Origin of the sequence: Streptococcus mitis, from assembly GCF_000960005.1 — a bacterium.
GTDB classification, from domain to species: Bacteria; Bacillota; Bacilli; order Lactobacillales; family Streptococcaceae; genus Streptococcus; species Streptococcus mitis_CK.
Genome location: NZ_JYGP01000001.1, coordinates 24,785 through 41,355 on the forward strand (window position 1 = coordinate 24,785; position 16,571 = coordinate 41,355).

General features: G+C 39.7%; 17 protein-coding genes. 15 read left to right on the plus strand and 2 right to left on the minus strand.

Features of this window, described 5'->3' with window-relative positions; genetic code table 11:
* Positions 1 to 27: 27 nt before the first annotated feature.
* Positions 28 to 1,038: a YeiH family protein gene (locus TZ90_RS00130; RefSeq protein WP_045610789.1), complete on the minus strand. Its 1,011-nt coding sequence runs from the start codon at positions 1,036 to 1,038 to the stop codon at positions 28 to 30.
* 148 nt (positions 1,039 to 1,186) lie between these two features.
* On the opposite strand from TZ90_RS00130, the gene TZ90_RS00135 reads away from it, so the two are divergent.
* The 5 genes from TZ90_RS00135 to TZ90_RS00155 all read left to right on the plus strand — a co-directional run bounded on the left by TZ90_RS00135 (position 1,187) and on the right by TZ90_RS00155 (position 5,954).
* The gene (locus tag TZ90_RS00135) at positions 1,187 to 2,356 is read left to right on the plus strand and encodes a pyridoxal phosphate-dependent aminotransferase (protein WP_045610790.1); all 1,170 of its coding nucleotides are present in this window, start codon (positions 1,187 to 1,189) and stop codon (positions 2,354 to 2,356) included.
* Positions 2,353 to 3,123 carry a DNA repair protein RecO gene (gene recO, locus TZ90_RS00140; protein WP_033686080.1) on the plus strand — a complete coding sequence of 257 codons (771 nt, stop codon included), beginning with the start codon at positions 2,353 to 2,355 and terminating at the stop codon, positions 3,121 to 3,123. The genes TZ90_RS00135 and recO overlap by 4 nt, the downstream gene beginning before the upstream one ends.
* On the plus strand, positions 3,120 to 4,112 hold the full coding sequence (gene plsX / locus TZ90_RS00145; protein WP_045610792.1) for a phosphate acyltransferase PlsX: 993 nt from the start codon (positions 3,120 to 3,122) through the stop codon (positions 4,110 to 4,112). The genes recO and plsX overlap by 4 nt, the downstream gene beginning before the upstream one ends.
* A 5-nt stretch (positions 4,113 to 4,117) precedes the next feature.
* A complete protein-coding gene (locus TZ90_RS00150; protein WP_000136446.1) occupies positions 4,118 to 4,351 on the plus strand; it encodes an acyl carrier protein in 234 nt (77 codons plus the stop codon).
* A 424-nt stretch (positions 4,352 to 4,775) separates the two neighbouring features.
* On the plus strand, positions 4,776 to 5,954 hold the full coding sequence (locus TZ90_RS00155) for an N-acetylmuramoyl-L-alanine amidase family protein (RefSeq protein ID WP_045610794.1): 1,179 nt from the start codon (positions 4,776 to 4,778) through the stop codon (positions 5,952 to 5,954).
* Positions 5,955 to 6,041: 87 nt separating this feature from the next.
* On the opposite strand, the gene TZ90_RS00160 is transcribed toward TZ90_RS00155, so the two are convergent.
* Entirely contained in the window at positions 6,042 to 6,911 is an 870-nt protein-coding gene (locus tag TZ90_RS00160) for a helix-turn-helix domain-containing protein (RefSeq protein WP_045610796.1), read from the minus strand.
* Positions 6,912 to 7,108: 197 nt separating this feature from the next.
* Here TZ90_RS00160 and TZ90_RS00165 point away from each other — a divergent pair, with 197 nt between their 5' ends.
* The 10 genes from TZ90_RS00165 to comB all read left to right on the plus strand — a co-directional run bounded on the left by TZ90_RS00165 (position 7,109) and on the right by comB (position 16,477).
* Entirely contained in the window at positions 7,109 to 8,353 is a 1,245-nt protein-coding gene (locus TZ90_RS00165; RefSeq protein WP_045610798.1) for an N-acetylmuramoyl-L-alanine amidase family protein, read from the plus strand.
* 730 nt (positions 8,354 to 9,083) lie between these two features.
* Positions 9,084 to 9,899, plus strand: coding sequence for a GHKL domain-containing protein (locus tag TZ90_RS10425; RefSeq protein WP_235285488.1), 816 nt, complete (start codon positions 9,084 to 9,086; stop codon positions 9,897 to 9,899).
* Positions 9,896 to 10,627, plus strand: coding sequence for a response regulator transcription factor (locus TZ90_RS00175; protein ID WP_001221869.1), 732 nt, complete (start codon positions 9,896 to 9,898; stop codon positions 10,625 to 10,627). Before TZ90_RS10425 ends, TZ90_RS00175 begins: the two co-directional genes overlap by 4 nt.
* 439 nt (positions 10,628 to 11,066) lie before the next feature.
* Positions 11,067 to 11,264: a class IIb bacteriocin, lactobin A/cerein 7B family gene (locus tag TZ90_RS00180; RefSeq protein ID WP_000180825.1), complete on the plus strand. Its 198-nt coding sequence runs from the start codon at positions 11,067 to 11,069 to the stop codon at positions 11,262 to 11,264.
* Positions 11,265 to 11,477: 213 nt separating this feature from the next.
* On the plus strand, positions 11,478 to 11,633 hold the full coding sequence (locus tag TZ90_RS00190) for a smi_0061 family bacteriocin-like peptide (protein WP_000357248.1): 156 nt from the start codon (positions 11,478 to 11,480) through the stop codon (positions 11,631 to 11,633).
* Between the two features lie 3 nt (positions 11,634 to 11,636).
* Positions 11,637 to 11,852, plus strand: coding sequence for a bacteriocin immunity protein (locus TZ90_RS10435; protein ID WP_080550793.1), 216 nt, complete (start codon positions 11,637 to 11,639; stop codon positions 11,850 to 11,852).
* An 80-nt stretch (positions 11,853 to 11,932) separates the two neighbouring features.
* A complete protein-coding gene (locus TZ90_RS00195) occupies positions 11,933 to 12,112 on the plus strand; it encodes a hypothetical protein (protein WP_000846993.1) in 180 nt (59 codons plus the stop codon).
* A gap of 78 nt (positions 12,113 to 12,190) precedes the next feature.
* Positions 12,191 to 12,397, plus strand: a complete 207-nt coding sequence (locus tag TZ90_RS00200) for a hypothetical protein (RefSeq protein WP_045610803.1) — start codon at positions 12,191 to 12,193, stop codon at positions 12,395 to 12,397.
* Between the two features lie 564 nt (positions 12,398 to 12,961).
* Positions 12,962 to 15,115 (plus strand): peptide cleavage/export ABC transporter ComA, encoded by a 2,154-nt coding sequence (comA, locus tag TZ90_RS00210; RefSeq protein WP_045610805.1) that lies wholly within the window; start codon positions 12,962 to 12,964, stop codon positions 15,113 to 15,115.
* 12 nt (positions 15,116 to 15,127) lie between these two features.
* Complete coding sequence (comB, locus tag TZ90_RS00215) at positions 15,128 to 16,477, plus strand: competence pheromone export protein ComB (protein ID WP_045610806.1); 1,350 nt, start codon at positions 15,128 to 15,130, stop codon at positions 16,475 to 16,477.
* Positions 16,478 to 16,571 lie beyond the last annotated feature (94 nt).

A 16,571-nucleotide genomic window follows, 5' to 3' on the forward strand; every position in this document is an offset into this window, starting at 1 on the left:
AAGGTAGCTGGTGGGCTACCTTTTGTGTTAGAAAATGCCGATAAGGGTCTGCATACCGAGACTGGTGAGAATGATGGCAATCCAGCAAATAGCTCCGAGAACAATGGATTTTCCACTGGATTTGACCATAGCAACCAGATTTGTTTTGAGACCGATAGCACTCATGGCCATGATAATGAGGAATTTGGAGAGTTGTTTGAGAGGAGTAAAGAAGCTACTGGACACACCGAGAGAGGTCAGTAGGGTGGTTAGGAGAGATGCAAGGATGAAGTAGAGGATAAAAAGTGGGAAGACTTTTTTCAGTTGCAATCCTTGCTTATTTTCTTGTTGGCGACTTTGCCAGTAGGAGAGAAAGAGAGTGATGGGGATGATAGCTAGGGTTCGTGTGAGTTTGACAATGGTTGCGGATTCGAGAGTATTGGTCTGGTAGAGACTGTCCCAGGCGCTGGCGGTAGCCGTTACAGAGGAAGTGTCATTGACCGCAGTCCCTGCAAAGAGGGCGAAGCCGTCATTTGATAAGTGAAGCCAGGTGCCTATAGTTGGAAAGATGAGCGCAGCCAAGACATTGAAGAAAAAGATAACGGAAATGGCTTGGGCTACTTCTTTTTCCTTTGCATGAATAACAGGCGCTGTCGCTGCAATAGCAGAGCCCCCGCAGATAGAAGAACCTACTCCAATCAAGGTAGCCAGTTTTGTGTCCAGTGCAAAGAAACGCTGGAAGAGGAAGGCAACAATCAAGGCTATTGAAATGGTGGACAGGATGACAGGGAGTGAAGATTGTCCGACTGCGAAGACTTGTGAGATATTGAGACCAAAACCAAGCAAGATAACAGCATACTGGAGCAATTTTTTAGAACTAAAGGTCAATCCAGCATCCAGTTGTTTATATGACGAGAGAAAGGGATGTAGGAGCATGCCCATAAAAATCGCAAAAACGGGTGCGCCAATAACAGGGAAGAATCCGCCCAGATACCAAGATACGATTGAAATCAGAAGGCAGGCCAAGATGCCTGCTCCATTTTTTGATAGAAATGACATAAAAACCTCCAAATAGAATCTGTTACCATTATAGACCTGTAAAGAGGAAAAGTAAAATAGAAAGTGGAAAGCTATTCTCTAATGTATTTTTGCGGTCGGGGGGCTTTTGTAGTATAATAGAGATACGTTTTGAAAGTAGGAGGTATCTATGGACTTAACTAAGCGCTTTAATAAACAGTTAGATAAGATTCAAGTTTCGTTGATTCGTCAGTTTGACCAGGCTATTTCTGAGATTCCTGGGGTTTTGCGTTTGACCTTGGGGGAGCCTGATTTTACAACGCCAGATCATGTCAAGGAGGCGGCCAAGCGAGCGATTGATCAGAACAAATCCTACTATACAGGGATGAGTGGTCTGCTGACTCTACGTCAGGCAGCCAGTGACTTTGTTAAGGAAAAGTACCAACTGGACTATGCTCCTGAAAATGAAATCTTGGTTACAATTGGGGCGACAGAGGCTTTATCTGCTACTTTGACAGCTATTTTGGAAGAGGGAGACAAGGTGCTCTTGCCAGCTCCTGCTTATCCGGGTTATGAGCCAATTGTCAATCTAGTTGGGGCAGAGATTGTCGAGATTGACACAACTGAAAATGGTTTTGTCTTGACTCCTGAGATGTTGGAGAAGGCCATTTTGGAGCAAGGTGACAAGCTCAAGGCGGTTATTCTCAACTATCCAGCTAATCCGACAGGAATTACTTATAGTCGGGAGCAGTTGGAAGCCTTGGCAGACGTTTTACGCAAGTATGAGATTTTTGTTGTCTGTGATGAGGTTTACTCAGAGTTGACCTACACAGGGGAAGCCCATGTATCTCTGGGAACCATGTTGAGAGATCAGGCTATTATTATCAATGGTCTATCTAAATCACATGCCATGACAGGTTGGCGTTTGGGACTGATTTTCGCTCCTGCAGCCTTTACAGCTCAGTTGATTAAGAGTCACCAGTACTTGGTTACTGCCGCAAATACTATGGCTCAACATGCTGCGGTAGAAGCCTTGACGGCTGGTAAAAATGATGCGGAACCTATGAAGAAGGAATACATCCAGCGTCGAGATTATATTATCGAGAAAATGACTGCTCTTGGTTTTGAGATTATCAAACCAGACGGTGCCTTTTATATCTTTGCTAAGATTCCAGCAGGATATAATCAAGATTCTTTCGCTTTTCTGAAGGATTTTGCTCAGAAGAAGGCTGTTGCCTTTATCCCTGGTGCAGCCTTTGGGCGTTACGGGGAAGGTTATGTTCGCCTATCTTATGCAGCCAGCATGGAGACTATCAAAGAAGCCATGAAACGACTTGAGGAGTACATGAGAGAAGCATGATTCAGTCTATCACGAGTCAAGGCTTGGTGCTCTACAATCGTAACTTTCGTGAGGATGATAAGCTAGTCAAGATTTTTACAGAGCAGGCTGGTAAGCGGATGTTTTTCGTCAAGCACGCTGGTCAGTCTAAGCTGGCACCTGTTATTCAGCCTTTAGTGCTGGCACGATTTCTCTTGCGAATCAATGATGATGGGCTTAGTTACATCGAGGACTATCATGAGGTGATGACTTTTCCCAAGATTAATAGTGACCTCTTTGTCATGGCTTATGCGACCTATGTGGCAGCTCTTGCAGATGCTAGTTTGCAGGACAATCAGCAAGATGCCCCCTTGTTTGCTTTTTTGCAAAAGACTTTGGAGTTGATGGAAGAGGGGTTGGATTATCAGGTCTTGACCAATATTTTTGAAATCCAAATCTTGACTCGATTTGGGATTAGTCTCAATTTTAATGAGTGTGTCTTTTGTCATCGGGTCGGTCAGGCTTTTGATTTTTCTTTCAAATATGGAGCCTGCCTCTGTCCAGAGCATTATCATGAAGATGAGAGACGTTGCCATCTCAATCCCAATATCCCTTATCTGCTCAATCAATTTCAAGCCATTGATTTTGAGACTTTGGAGACCATTTCGCTCAAGCCTGAAATCAAGCAAGAGCTACGCCAATTTATGGATCAACTCTATGAAGAGTACGTTGGGATTCACCTAAAATCAAAGAAATTTATTGATTCCCTAGCAGACTGGGGACAATTACTAAAAGAGGAAAAGAAATGAAAAAAATCGCAGTAGATGCCATGGGAGGCGATTACGCACCTCAGGCCATCGTTGAGGGTGTCAATCAAGCCCTAGCTGACTTTTCAGATATCGAGGTTCAACTCTACGGAGATGAAGCTAAAATCAAGCAATATCTGACAGCGACAGAGCGCGTCAGCATTATCCATACGGATGAGAAGATTGATTCAGACGATGAACCTACGAGAGCTATTCGGAAGAAGAAAAATGCCAGTATGGTCTTGGCGGCCAAGGCTGTCAAAGATGGAGAGGCAGATGCTGTCCTATCGGCTGGGAATACAGGTGCTTTACTAGCGGCAGGATTCTTCATCGTGGGTCGTATCAAGAATATCGACCGTCCTGGGCTTATGTCAACTTTGCCGACTGTAGATGGGAAGGGGTTTGACATGTTGGACCTCGGTGCTAATGCAGAAAATACAGCCCAGCACCTCCATCAATACGCTGTTCTAGGTTCCTTCTATGCTAAAAATGTCCGTGGAATTGCGCAACCACGCGTTGGCTTGCTCAATAACGGAACAGAGAGTAGTAAGGGCGACCCGCTTCGTAAGGAAACTTACGAATTACTAGCAGCTGATGAAAGTTTAAACTTTATCGGAAACGTGGAAGCGCGTGATTTGATGAATGGCATTGCGGATGTTGTCGTGGCAGATGGTTTCACGGGAAACGCTGTGCTCAAGTCCATTGAAGGGACAGCCATGGGAATTATGGGCTTGCTCAAGACAGCTATTACAGGTGGTGGTCTTCGAGCGAAACTAGGCGCCCTCCTTCTCAAGGATAGCCTCAGAGGTTTGAAAAAACAGCTCAACTACTCAGATGTTGGTGGAGCGGTCTTGTTTGGTGTCAAGGCACCAGTTGTCAAGACACATGGCTCAAGTGATGCCAAGGCTGTTTATAGTACAATCCGCCAGATTCGTACCATGCTAGAAACAGACGTAGTTGCTCAGACTGCGCGTGAATTTTCAGGAGAATAAAAGAGATGACAGAAAAAGAAATTTTTGACCGTATTGTGACCATTATCCAAGAGCGACAGGGAGAGGACTTTGTCGTGACAGAATCCTTGAGTCTGAAAGACGATTTGGATGCTGACTCAGTTGACTTGATGGAGTTTATCTTGACACTGGAAGATGAATTTAATATCGAAATCAGCGATGAGGAAATTGACCAACTCCAAAGTGTAGGAGATGTGGTTAAAATCATTCAAGGAAAATAAAGATAAGAAGTTCCAAGGCATTTGCTTTGGAATTTTTCTTTGGTTCAAGTGACCGTTTAGGAACAGATTTAGTCTTTCTAGGGACAGTAGAAATCTGAGGAGAAATAAGGGCTATAATGAAATCAGAAAAATCAATCTCCAAAAAGGAGATAAGAAATGAAGATCAAATGAAAATATCAATTGATTTCTGTTAGAACAAAAAATGTTAATATAATCACAATTTTAATTGACTTTCCTTTTTTACAGGACTATAATGTAGATATAAAAAAAGGATTTATTTTATAGTTGGGGGAAGGTGATGGCTATGTACTTTTGATAAGCTAGTCTCTATCTTTTGTTCTTGGAAATTTTAGGAGTTCTATTTTGACTTCGTTTCTATTGGATTTTCTTACTTTGGATTTATCTATTTTAGGAGGAAATGGCTATGAAAAAATCTAAATTACTCACACTTGGTTTACTTGCAGGTGCTGGTCTACTTTTGTCTATCAATCAAGCACAGGCTGCAGATACTTGGGTTAAAAATGGTGCTGACTGGAATCTTTCACAAGATGGCAGTCTCGCTAAAAACAAATGGGTACAAAACGCAGGTTCTTGGTACCACTTTGACGGTTCTGGTAAAATGCAGACAGGTTGGCTCAAAGATGGCAATACTTGGTACTCACTAGCAGATAGTGGCGCTATGCGTACTGGCTGGTACAAGGAAGGTAACACCTGGTACTCACTCGCAAATAGTGGTGCTATGCGTACAGGTTGGTACAAAGAAGGGTCTACTTGGTACTACCTCAAAGACAGTGGCGCTATGGCAACAGGATGGGCGACTGTAAATGGTCAATGGTCTTACTTTGAAAACTCAGGTGCTATGGTCGCAGATAGAGCTGTTCCAGCCAGTGATGGGGAAAGTTATGTCATTGGTAAGGATGGTTATATGTTAACCAAACTTCCAAGTCAGGTTGAACAAGATCCATTGGATGATACAATTATTACAGATATCGTTACTTTGTCTGACGGCTATGACTATCACCTCGTTCATGGAAAATATGGGATTATTATTGAAAAAAATGCCTGGTATATTAAACCTGAAATCAAAAGATTTTCTTCCAGATACGGTGATATAGTTTTTAATACTATGTTAGCTTTAGTGGATAATAAAGATCAAGGACAGGAAATTGATCCTAAAGCTGTCGTGAAAAACTTTCAAAATTTACCAAACAGATATTACTTTGGGGCAGATGGTCGTCGCGTAACAAATTTACCAGAAATGACAACCTATTCAGAGGTTGAAAAAGTTGGTAATGATGTATATCTAAAAAATCTAAGTTCGCGACTTTACCTTGAAGCTCGCTTTACAATTAATAACAATAAACTATACTATTTAGAAAATGAAAAAGGTAAGCTCAAAACAGGTTACTTTGCATTAATTGATGATGGAGCAACCACCACTCAGCATCACATTCTAGCCTATGCAGATCAATCTGGTGAAATTCTTAAAATGAAACGATTGCCATCAGATATGTCTAAATATATCAATAAAGAAATCGATGGTTTCTACGGTCAAACTGTTAAAATCGATGGCAAGACAGGTAATGTTTTTGTTGTGAAATAAGACGTCTGACAGAGTAAAACGAAAAAGCGAACAGCTTTGTTTTCTAGGAAGTCATGTTCGCTTTTATTCATAAAATGATAGTTACTATTAGCCCTCTGTTTCAAAAAAATCTACTTGATAATAATCACTAACTTCTCTTTTCATTTCTCTTAGTAATCGACTTTCATCTGTTGATTCGAGTAAGGATAATCCTTTATTAATCATAGTATGATCTTCATTAACAATTCCCAGACGTACTTGAGCTACACCTAATAAATCGTATCGTTTCAATATTTTTGCTAAATCAAGACATTCTTGAATTAAGCATAGACAGGCATCTTTCTTCCCTGCTTCAAGGTACATTCGTGTCATATTAGCTAGAATGGAGTAATGAATACTTTGAATTGGACGATAATCTGTGTATTTATTTAGAGATTTTACAAGTCTTTGACGTAGCATTTCTAGTGAATCAACAGGGAAATGGAAAATAATCATCACTAACAACCGTAAATCCGAGAGGAACCACTGATCTCTTTTTTCCAATTCTTTCCATAACTCTTCAGCCAAGGCTTGGGCTTTATCGGAAAACTGATTTTCAATCACTTCTATAAAAATGGTTAGTTCTTTCACAGCATGTTCTATTGGGATATCATTCTGCACTTCCTCTAGATAAATTTGACATTTTGATAGCAGTGTCTTCATTTCTTCTAGATTAGGCGAAGAAATAACTTGATAATATTCTGAAAATAATTTCTTACGAGAATCCGTTTGGTAATGTTGACAAATATAATGAAATTCATCGAAACTCATATCAATTTGCCTCAAAAGCAACTCCATAGTATCATACCTAGGAGTAGAGTGATTATTTTCAAACTTCGACAAGTTAGAATGAGTAATGTAGTCACCACAGACCTCATTTTGTGTGATCCCTTTTGACTTACGAATGTATTTATAAACTGAACCAATATCCCACCGCATATTTTTGCCTCCAAAAATGTTCCAAAAGTAGAAGTTTTAAGAAAATATTTATATTTAGTATATCATAAAGGTGTGGGGTGGGCAATGATGATAAAAAGAAGGTGTTGGTTGACTCTTAAGGATTATTAGGAGTTATGTAGAATGTTTATGATGGAAAAATATCTTTTTATAACTATTCAATATAGGAGGAAATGGCTATGAAAAAATCTAAACTTATCACACTTGGTTTGCTTATAGGTGCTGGTCTGCTTTTATCTATCAACCAAGCACAGGCTGCAGATACTTGGGTTAAAAATGGTGCTGACTGGAATCTTTCTCAAGATGGCAGTCTCGCTAAAAACAAATGGGTACAAAATGCTGGCTCATGGTATCATTTTGACAGCACTGGTAAAATGCAGACAGGCTGGCTCAAAGAAGGCAATACTTGGTATTCACTAGCAGATAGTGGTGCTATGCGCACAGGCTGGTACAAGGAAGGCAATACCTGGTACTCACTCGCAAATAGTGGTGCCATGCGCACTGGCTGGTATAAGGAAGGTAACACCTGGTACTCATTAGCTAATAGTGGCGCTATGCGTACTGGCTGGTACAAAGAAGGCAACACATGGTACTATCTTCATTTTAGTGGTTCTATGATGACAGGTTGGGAGTGCATAAATGGTGATTGGTATTATTTTGAACAATCAGGTGCAATGGCCTCTGATAGAGTTGTAAATTCTAGTGATGGAACAGGCTATATTCTCAGCAAGGATGGACATATGTTCACTTTACAAGATAGCCCTTATAAACATGATGATATTGTTCGTTTAGGCGATGGATATGAATATCTGATTAAAGCAAAATATGATGGGAATAAATTTACTGATGTTATAGTGGCTAAAAACACTTGGTATGTCAAACCTGAGTTCAAGAAGTTTTCCGACAAATATGGGGATCATGTTGCAAATATAACCTTAGCTTTAGTGGATAATAAAGAAAAAGGACAAGAAATTGATCCTAAAGCTGTTATTCGTAATTTCCAAAATCTGCCAGGTCGATATTACTTTGGAGCAGATGGTCGTAGAGTATTACCACTTCCAGAGATGACAACTAGATCAGAAATCAAAAAAGTTGGCAATGATCTTTATCTAGAAGACCCAGGTGTACGACTTAGACTTCCGTCTACTTACTTCACAATCAATAACAATAAACTATACTATTTAGAAAATGAACAAGGTAAGCTTAAAACAGGTTACTTTGTACTGATTGATGATGGAGCAACCACTACTCACTATCACATTCTAGCCTATGCGGATCAATCCGGTGAGATTCTTAAGATGAAACGCTTGCCATCAGGATTTTCAGATTATTTTGACAAAGAAATCGATGGTTTCTATGGTCAAAAAATTAAGATTACACAGCCAAATAAGTATGAATATTACAAGGTTCTTGTGGTAAAATAAATAGATAAGCAATCTTCACAACGAATATAAAAAATAAAACGTGCAAATCATTTTCAAGAGGCTTTAGATTTCTTGTATTTTAAAAGAAACTAAAGCCTTTTGTGGATGTATCGTTTTTCAGAAAGTATGAAAAACTAGAGAGTTGTATCGGGGAGATAAATATTATTTCGCTTAAATAAATTAGGAGTCGTTTTATTCTATGATTATTTTAGAATTCTTAGTTTCTGTGCTATATATTCTGTTGGTAGTCGTTTCAACCATGGTGCCTACTATTTATTTGGGCGCTCAAATTTCCCCAGAATTTTATAAAAAACGTTATTGGATACTTATATTTTTAATTAGTTTATCTGCTCGTCAAACATTTGGAGAATTATTTCATATAGGAGTTCTTATCTACTTTTACTGTATTTTTTTATTAGTATTGCACAAGGGAAAAGGGGAATCTCTTTTTCTTTCTCTGTATCTTTTTCTCTTCTTTCAAAGTATTCGTTATTTATTTTTGACAATTTGGATTCGTGTATTATCTGGTGAGCATTGTTGTTTCGTAGATTCGTTTTCTACTTTATATATATCTATATTTGATTTATTATCAATCTTTCTATGTTGTAAAATTATGAAGCGTTGGTCTTTGGATTTGGATTTATTCTTTTCAGATACTTTTAAAACCCACTATCGTAAGAGTTTTTTCATTATCCTACCTCTGACTGGATTTAGGATATTCTCTTCGTTCATGACCAATAGAAATAGTTCTTTTTACGTTCGCTTTGACACGACCATTTCTCTCCTGATTTTCATTCTCTTTTTCTCCTGGCTCTTTTATATCAGACACTTAGAGCAGGTTTATCGTGATGAGCAAACCATTCAGAGACAGGAAGAAGAAAATCGTTCCTTGCAAGGGATGGTGGACAAGCTGGGTCATCTCTATGATGAGGTTCGAGGTTTCCGTCATGATTTTGCGGGAATTGTCGCCAGTATGGAGCCTGCTATAGCTAATCAAGATATGGCTGAGGTGTCTACCATTTATCAAGATGTCTTTCTAAAGACCAATGAAAAGCTGAGGAAGGCAGATTACACAGCTTTTAATCTCCACAATATCCATGATATAGCCATTCGAAATACCTTGGCAAAAGCCATGATTGTGGCAGATAAGCAAGGAATTCATTTTAGTTTGGAGACGGTGGGGGTCGTAGAAGAGCTGGCTTTGCCGATGTTGGAGGCTATCCGTATCCTCTCTATCCTCACGACCAATGCCTTAGAGGCAGCCAGTGAGGCAGAAAATCCGCAGATTCGGGTTGCTTTGTTGGCAAGTGATAGGAGTGTCCGTTTTATCATTGAAAACACTCGTAAGAAAGAAGAACTGAATCCCAGCATTCTCAGTCAAAAGGGTTATTCGACCAAGGGTAACCACAGTGGACTGGGCTTAGCAACCTTGGAGGACATGGTTTTTCATTATGATTTGAACTTAGATACTCAGCTAGGAGAGATGACCTTTAGACAAGATTTAGAATTGCCATTTAAGGATGAGAAACGAGGGGGAGAGGAATGAGAATTTTAGTTTTGGAAGACGATAGAGTCCAGCAAGGACGGATAGAGCAGACTTTACTAGATATTGGTCGCTCTCGCAATTTAAGATTGGAAATTGATATTGCCAAAAACTATGGGGACGTTGAAAAGTATTCTCAGTATTTTGATCATTACCAGCTCTATTTATTGGATTTAGAAATTGATGGAGAACGTGAACGGGGCTTTCAGGTTGCTCAACAGGTTCGGGAGCGGGATCCTTTTACAAGCATTGTCTTTGTGTCCACGCACTCGGAGGCCTTGCCTCTAGCTTTTCGCTATCACTTGTCTGCCTTGGATTTTATTTCCAAGGATCAGCCAGAGGAAGATTACCGTCATCAGTTGGAGCGCTGTCTGGACTATGTACTGGCAGTGGACAAGAGGGAAAATATGCGTCTCTTCACCTATAGTTTTGAGGGAAGACGGGGCTTTACTCTGCCCTACCATGAGATTTTAGCCTTTGAAACCTCAGTGGAATCCCATCGTATCAAGGTCTATTATGCCAATCATTCTATCAAGACCATTTACGGCAGTCTTAAGGATATCGCTGCCAAGGCTGAAAAAGATTACTTTGTCTATGCAAATCGCAATACTTTAGTCAGTTTACAGGCAATTGAAGAGATGACTGCGACAGAAGTGACCTTGTTAGAAGGCTTGCATTTTCCCGTATCACGGACAGCCAGAAGAACCCTTAAAAAACATCTCAATGTCTAATATCTGTTAGACTTGGATGAGTTTATCAATAAGAATGTCGGAAAATTTTCTGATATTCTTATTTTTTTGACTTCTTTTTCGAATAGATAGGTAAGAGGAAAAGGAAAGGAGTTTGCTTCATGTATCTACCAATTTTCTATTCATGGTACATTAAATTATTTTTCAAATAAATTTAATTTAGTTGTACATTTTCGAAATTTTTTTCGAATAGATAAGTAAGAGGAAAAGGAAGGAGACTACGCGATGTATTTACCAATCTTATTGCCATGGTTTATCAAATGGTATTTAAAATAAATGAAATCTACCTGTTCATTTTAAATCACTTCTCAAATAGATAAGTGAGACGAAAAGGAATTCAGTAATTTATCTATTCTGGTTTTTAAAATGGTTTAAGAGCCAGAAATCGTAAACTAAAAAATAGAAATAAAGGAGAAAAAAGATGACAAATTTTGACAAAATGGAACAGAACTTTGTAGCTCTTACAGAAGAAGAGTTGATGAATGTAGATGGAGGAATTGCACCAATTATTATTGGTGGTGTAGTTATTGGTTGGAAATTAATTGGAGGTGTAGCTGCGCTTGCTACAGTTTCAGCAGGTGCGGGTATAGCTGCAGGATATTATGCTAATCGACCATAATTTTGTAGATATATATGAAATTTGTTAAATTAATGTTGAAGATTTGGCCTGAGCTTATGGTATTACTTAGTTCAATATCTTATACAATTATCAGGTTGGTAGCTGATGTGAATAAGCTACCCTTACCTACATGGTTTGATGATTTTAATATACCAACAATTTCATTGTTTTTAATGGTATTCATTTTATTATATAGAAGTAAAGGAGAAAAGAATGGATAAATTTCAAGTAGTTGATGAGAAAGATTTGCAAGTAATTGAAGGAGGAATTGAACCTATTTCGATTATATTTGGCCTAAGTGCTATTGCATTTGGCGCATTTGGGGCTGGTTACACATTTGGTTCAGATTTGGCTCGTCGTGGGCGTTAGATAATGAATAATCGCAACCTTAATCTCAATACATTGTTACCTAAACTAGCCACGATATTTCCTTTGTTGGGAATAACTCTTAATGTCGCGCTTCATGTGATTCGTACAGGTTCGTTAGTATCCTTTAATTGGCAATGGACTTTGGTAGGTTTGCTTTTCGCAGGATATTTTGGTATTTTTCGCAAAGATTTGTCAAAAAATAATCAAAGATATAAATGATGAATCTGAATCAAAGGGATTTTGTGCATGTGAATGGCAGAACTTTCCGCCATTTCTTATCAGGTAAATAGGAGTCTAACATGAAAACATTTTTATTAGGTTTTGCTGAGGGTTATTTTACCGTATCGCTCATAATCTACATCGCAACGTATTTGATTTTGAAAAATCCAATCAATACCCTATTTTATCCAGAAATTTACCCTGTTTTATTTGGGCTCTTTTATCTAGGATATAAGGTCAATAAAAAGCAAGTAGAGTGAGCAGTTAAGAATGACTTGTTAGTCTGCACTGAAAATGGTTAGGGTAGAATCTAAGAATGCATCACATTGGAGTTTAATATGAAATTTGTTAAATCAATACTGAAAGTTTGGCCTGAAATCATGGTATTACTTAGTTCAATGTCTTATATCATCATCAGATTAGTAGCTGATATGAATAAAGTATCTTTACCTACTTGGTTTGATAGTTTCAATATACCAACGATTGCATTATTTATGATGGTCTTCATTCTTTTATACAGAAGTAAAGAAAAAAAGAATAGATAAATTTGAAGCAGTAGATGCTCTATAGGGAATAGGTGTTTTATAGTAACGAATCAAAAAAGGAGTAACTATGAATCGTAATTTAGAACGGTGTTATCTATTCTGACTAGGAATAGGTCATACCAGAGGTGGCTTAGAAATAGCAGGGACATTAGAAATTGTAGTAATAAATAGGATGTCGTAAATGTTACTATCAATGATTTATTTGTTCCAAGATTGCCTAGGATGACAGTAAAACATCAATTTCCTTTCATACCATATTTTTAGTAGGTAGGACGTTTGTTCTGCCTATTTTTTTATCCAAAAAGTGCAGTTGGGAGGGAGATAGGCGCATTTGGGGAGGAAGTCCAGTTTTTGTTTGGGGATTGGGGTAAGATAGTTGTTATCAGATGAGTTTATACTCTTCGAAAATCAAATTCAAACCACGTCAACGTCGCCTTGCCGTGTAGATGTTACTGACTTCGTCAGTTCTATCTACAACCTCAAAGCCGTGCTTTGAGCAACCTGCGGCTAGCTTCCTAGTTTGCTCTTTGATTTTCATTGAGTATTAGGAAAAAGGAGATGAATATGAAATTTAGTAAACGGCATTATCGTCCTCAGGTAGACCAGATGGACTGCGGTGTAGCTTCATTAGCCATGGTTTTTGGCTACTATGGTAGCTATTATTATTTGGCTCACTTGCGAGAATTGGCCAAGACAACCATGGATGGGACGACGGCTTTGGGCTTGGTCAAGGTGGCAGAGGAGATTGGTTTTGAGACGCGAGCCATTAAGGCGGATATGACGCTCTTTGATTTGCCAGATTTGACTTTTCCTTTTGTTGCCCATGTGCTTAAGGAAGGAAAATTGCTCCACTACTATGTGGTGACTGGGCAGGATAAGGATAGCATTCATATTGCCGACCCAGATCCTGGGGTGAAATTGACCAAACTGCCACGTGAGCGTTTTGCGGAAGAATGGACAGGAGTGACTCTGTTTATGGCACCTAGTCCAGACTACAAGCCTCATAAGGATCAAAAGAATGGCCTGCTCTCTTTTATTCCTATATTAGTGAAGCAGCGTGGCTTGATTGCTAATATCGTTTTGGCAACACTCTTGGTAACCATGATTAATATTGTGGGTTCTTATTATCTGCAGTCTATCATTGATACCTATGTGCCAGATCAGATGCGTTCGACGCTTGGGATTATTTCTATTGGGCTAGTTATCGTCTATATTCTCCAGCAGATCTTGTCTTACGCTCAGGAGTATCTCTTACTTGTTTTGGGGCAACGCTTGTCGATTGATGTGATTTTGTCCTACATCAAGCATGTTTTTCACCTGCCTATGTCCTTTTTTGCGACACGCAGGACAGGGGAAATCGTGTCTCGTTTCACGGATGCTAATAGTATCATCGATGCGCTGGCTTCGACCATTCTTTCGATTTTCCTAGATGTGTCAACGGTTGTCATTATTTCCCTTGTTTTATTTTCACAAAATACCAATCTCTTTTTCATGACCTTATTGGCACTTCCTATCTACACAGTGATTATCTTTGCTTTTATGAAGCCGTTTGAAAAGATGAATCGGGATACCATGGAAGCCAATGCGGTTCTGTCTTCTTCTATCATCGAGGACATCAATGGTATTGAAACTATCAAGTCCTTGACCAGTGAAAGTCAGCGTTACCAAAAGATTGACAAGGAATTTGTAGATTATCTGAAAAAATCCTTTACCTATAGTCGAGCAGAGAGTCAGCAAAAGGCTCTGAAAAAGGTTGCCCATCTCTTGCTTAATGTCGGCATTCTCTGGATGGGGGCTGTTCTGGTCATGGATGGCAAGATGAGTTTGGGACAGTTGATTACCTATAATACCTTGCTTGTTTACTTTACCAATCCTTTGGAAAATATCATCAATCTGCAAACCAAGCTTCAGACAGCGCAGGTTGCCAATAACCGTCTGAATGAGGTTTATCTGGTAGCTTCTGAGTTTGAGGAGAAGAAAACAGTTGAGGATTTGAGTTTGATGAAGGGAGATATGACCTTCAAGCAGGTTTCCTACAAGTATGGCTATGGTCGAGACGTCTTGTCAGATATCAATTTGACCATTCCCCAAGGTTCTAAGGTGGCTTTTGTGGGGATTTCGGGGTCAGGTAAGACGACCTTGGCCAAGATGATGGTTAATTTTTACGACCCAAGTCAGGGAGAGATTAGTCTGGGTGGTGTCAATCTCAATCAGATTGATAAAAAGACTCTGCGCCAGTATATTAACTATCTGCCTCAACAGCCCTATGTCTTTAACGGAACGATTTTGGAGAATCTTCTCCTTGGAGCCAAGGAAGGGACGACTCAAAAGGATATCTTACGGGCGGTCGAATTGGCAGAGATTCGGGAGGACATTGAGCGCATGCCACTGAATTACCAGACAGAATTGACTTCGGATGGGGCAGGGATCTCAGGTGGTCAACGTCAGAGAATTGCTCTGGCGCGTGCTCTCTTGACAGATGCGCCGGTCTTGATTTTGGATGAGGCAACTAGCAGTTTGGATATTTTAACAGAGAAGCGGATTGTCGATAATCTCATGGCTTTAGACAAGACCTTGATTTTCATTGCTCACCGCTTGACCATTGCAGAGCGGACAGAGAAGGTGGTTGTTTTGGATCAGGGCAAGATTGTTGAAGAAGGAAAACATGCTGATTTGCTTGCACAGGGTGGTTTTTACGCACATTTGGTGAATAGCTAGAAAGAGGAGAGAATGAAACCAGAATTTTTAGAAAGTGCGGAGTTTTATAATCGTCGTTACCATAATTTTTCCAGTCGGGTGATTGTCCCCATGTCCCTTCTGCTCGTGTTTTTACTTGGCTTTGCAATATTTGCAGAGAAGGAGATGAGTTTGTCTACTAGAGCTACTGTCGAGCCTAGTCGTATCCTTGCAAATATCCAGTCAACTAGCAATAATCGCATTCTTGTTAATCATTTGGAAGAAAATAAGCTGGTTAAAAAGGGAGAACTGTTGGTTCAATATCAAGAAGGGGCAGAGGGTGTCCAAGCGGAGGCCTATGCTAGTCAGTTGGACATGCTCAAGGATCAAAAAAAGCAATTGGAGTATTTGCAAAAGAGTCTGCAAGAAGGGGAGAACCACTTTCCAGAGGAGGATAAGTTTGGCTACCAAGCCACCTTTCGCGACTATCTCAGCCAAGCGGCTAGTCTTAGGGCTAGTACATCGCAACAAAATGAGACCATCGCGTCCCAGAATGCAGCAGCTAGTCAAACCCAAGCCGAAATCGGCAATCTCATCAGGCAAACAGAAGCTAAAATTCGCGATTACCAGACAGCTAAGTCAGCTATTGAAACAGGTGCTTCCTTGGCCAGTCAGAATCTAGCCTACTCTCTCTACCAGTCCTACAAGTCTCAGGGCGAGGAAAATCCGCAAGCTAAATCTCAGGCTGTTGCGCAGGTTGAAGCACAGCTTTCTCAGTTAGAATCTAGTCTTGCTACTTACCGTGTTCAGTATGCAGGTTCAGGTACCCAGCAAGCCTATGCGTCAGGCTTAAGCAATCAATTAGAGTCCCTTAAATCCCAACATTTGGCTAAGGTCGGTCAGGAATTGACCCTTCTAGACCAGAAAATCTTGGAGGCAGAGTCAGGTAAGAAGGTACAGGGAAATCTTTTAGACAAGGGGAAAATTACGGCGAGTGAGGATGGGGTGCTTCATCTTAATCCTGAGACCAGTGATTCTACCATGGTAGCAGAAGGTACCCTACTAGCCCAACTCTATCCGTCCTTGGAAAAAGAAGGGAAAGCCAAACTAACAGCTTATCTTAGTTCAAAGGATGTAGCAAGGATCAAGGTCGGTGATTCTGTTCGCTATACGACGACTCATGATGCCAAGAATCAACTTTTCCTAGATTCTACTATTACAAGTATTGATGCGACAGCTACTAAGACTGAAAAAGGGAATTTCTTTAAAATCGAGGCGGAGACTAATCTAACTTCGGAGCAGGCTGAAAAACTTCGATATGGGGTGGAAGGTCGCCTGCAGATGATTACGGGCAAGAAAAGTTACCTACGTTATTATTTGGATCAATTTTTGAACAAAGAGTAATGTTCGTATTTTTAGAGTTAAATGATTTTAAAACTGTGAGAAAGATCCTTCTTGCAGTTTTTTCTTTATGATTTTTGAGGTTGATACGTTATTT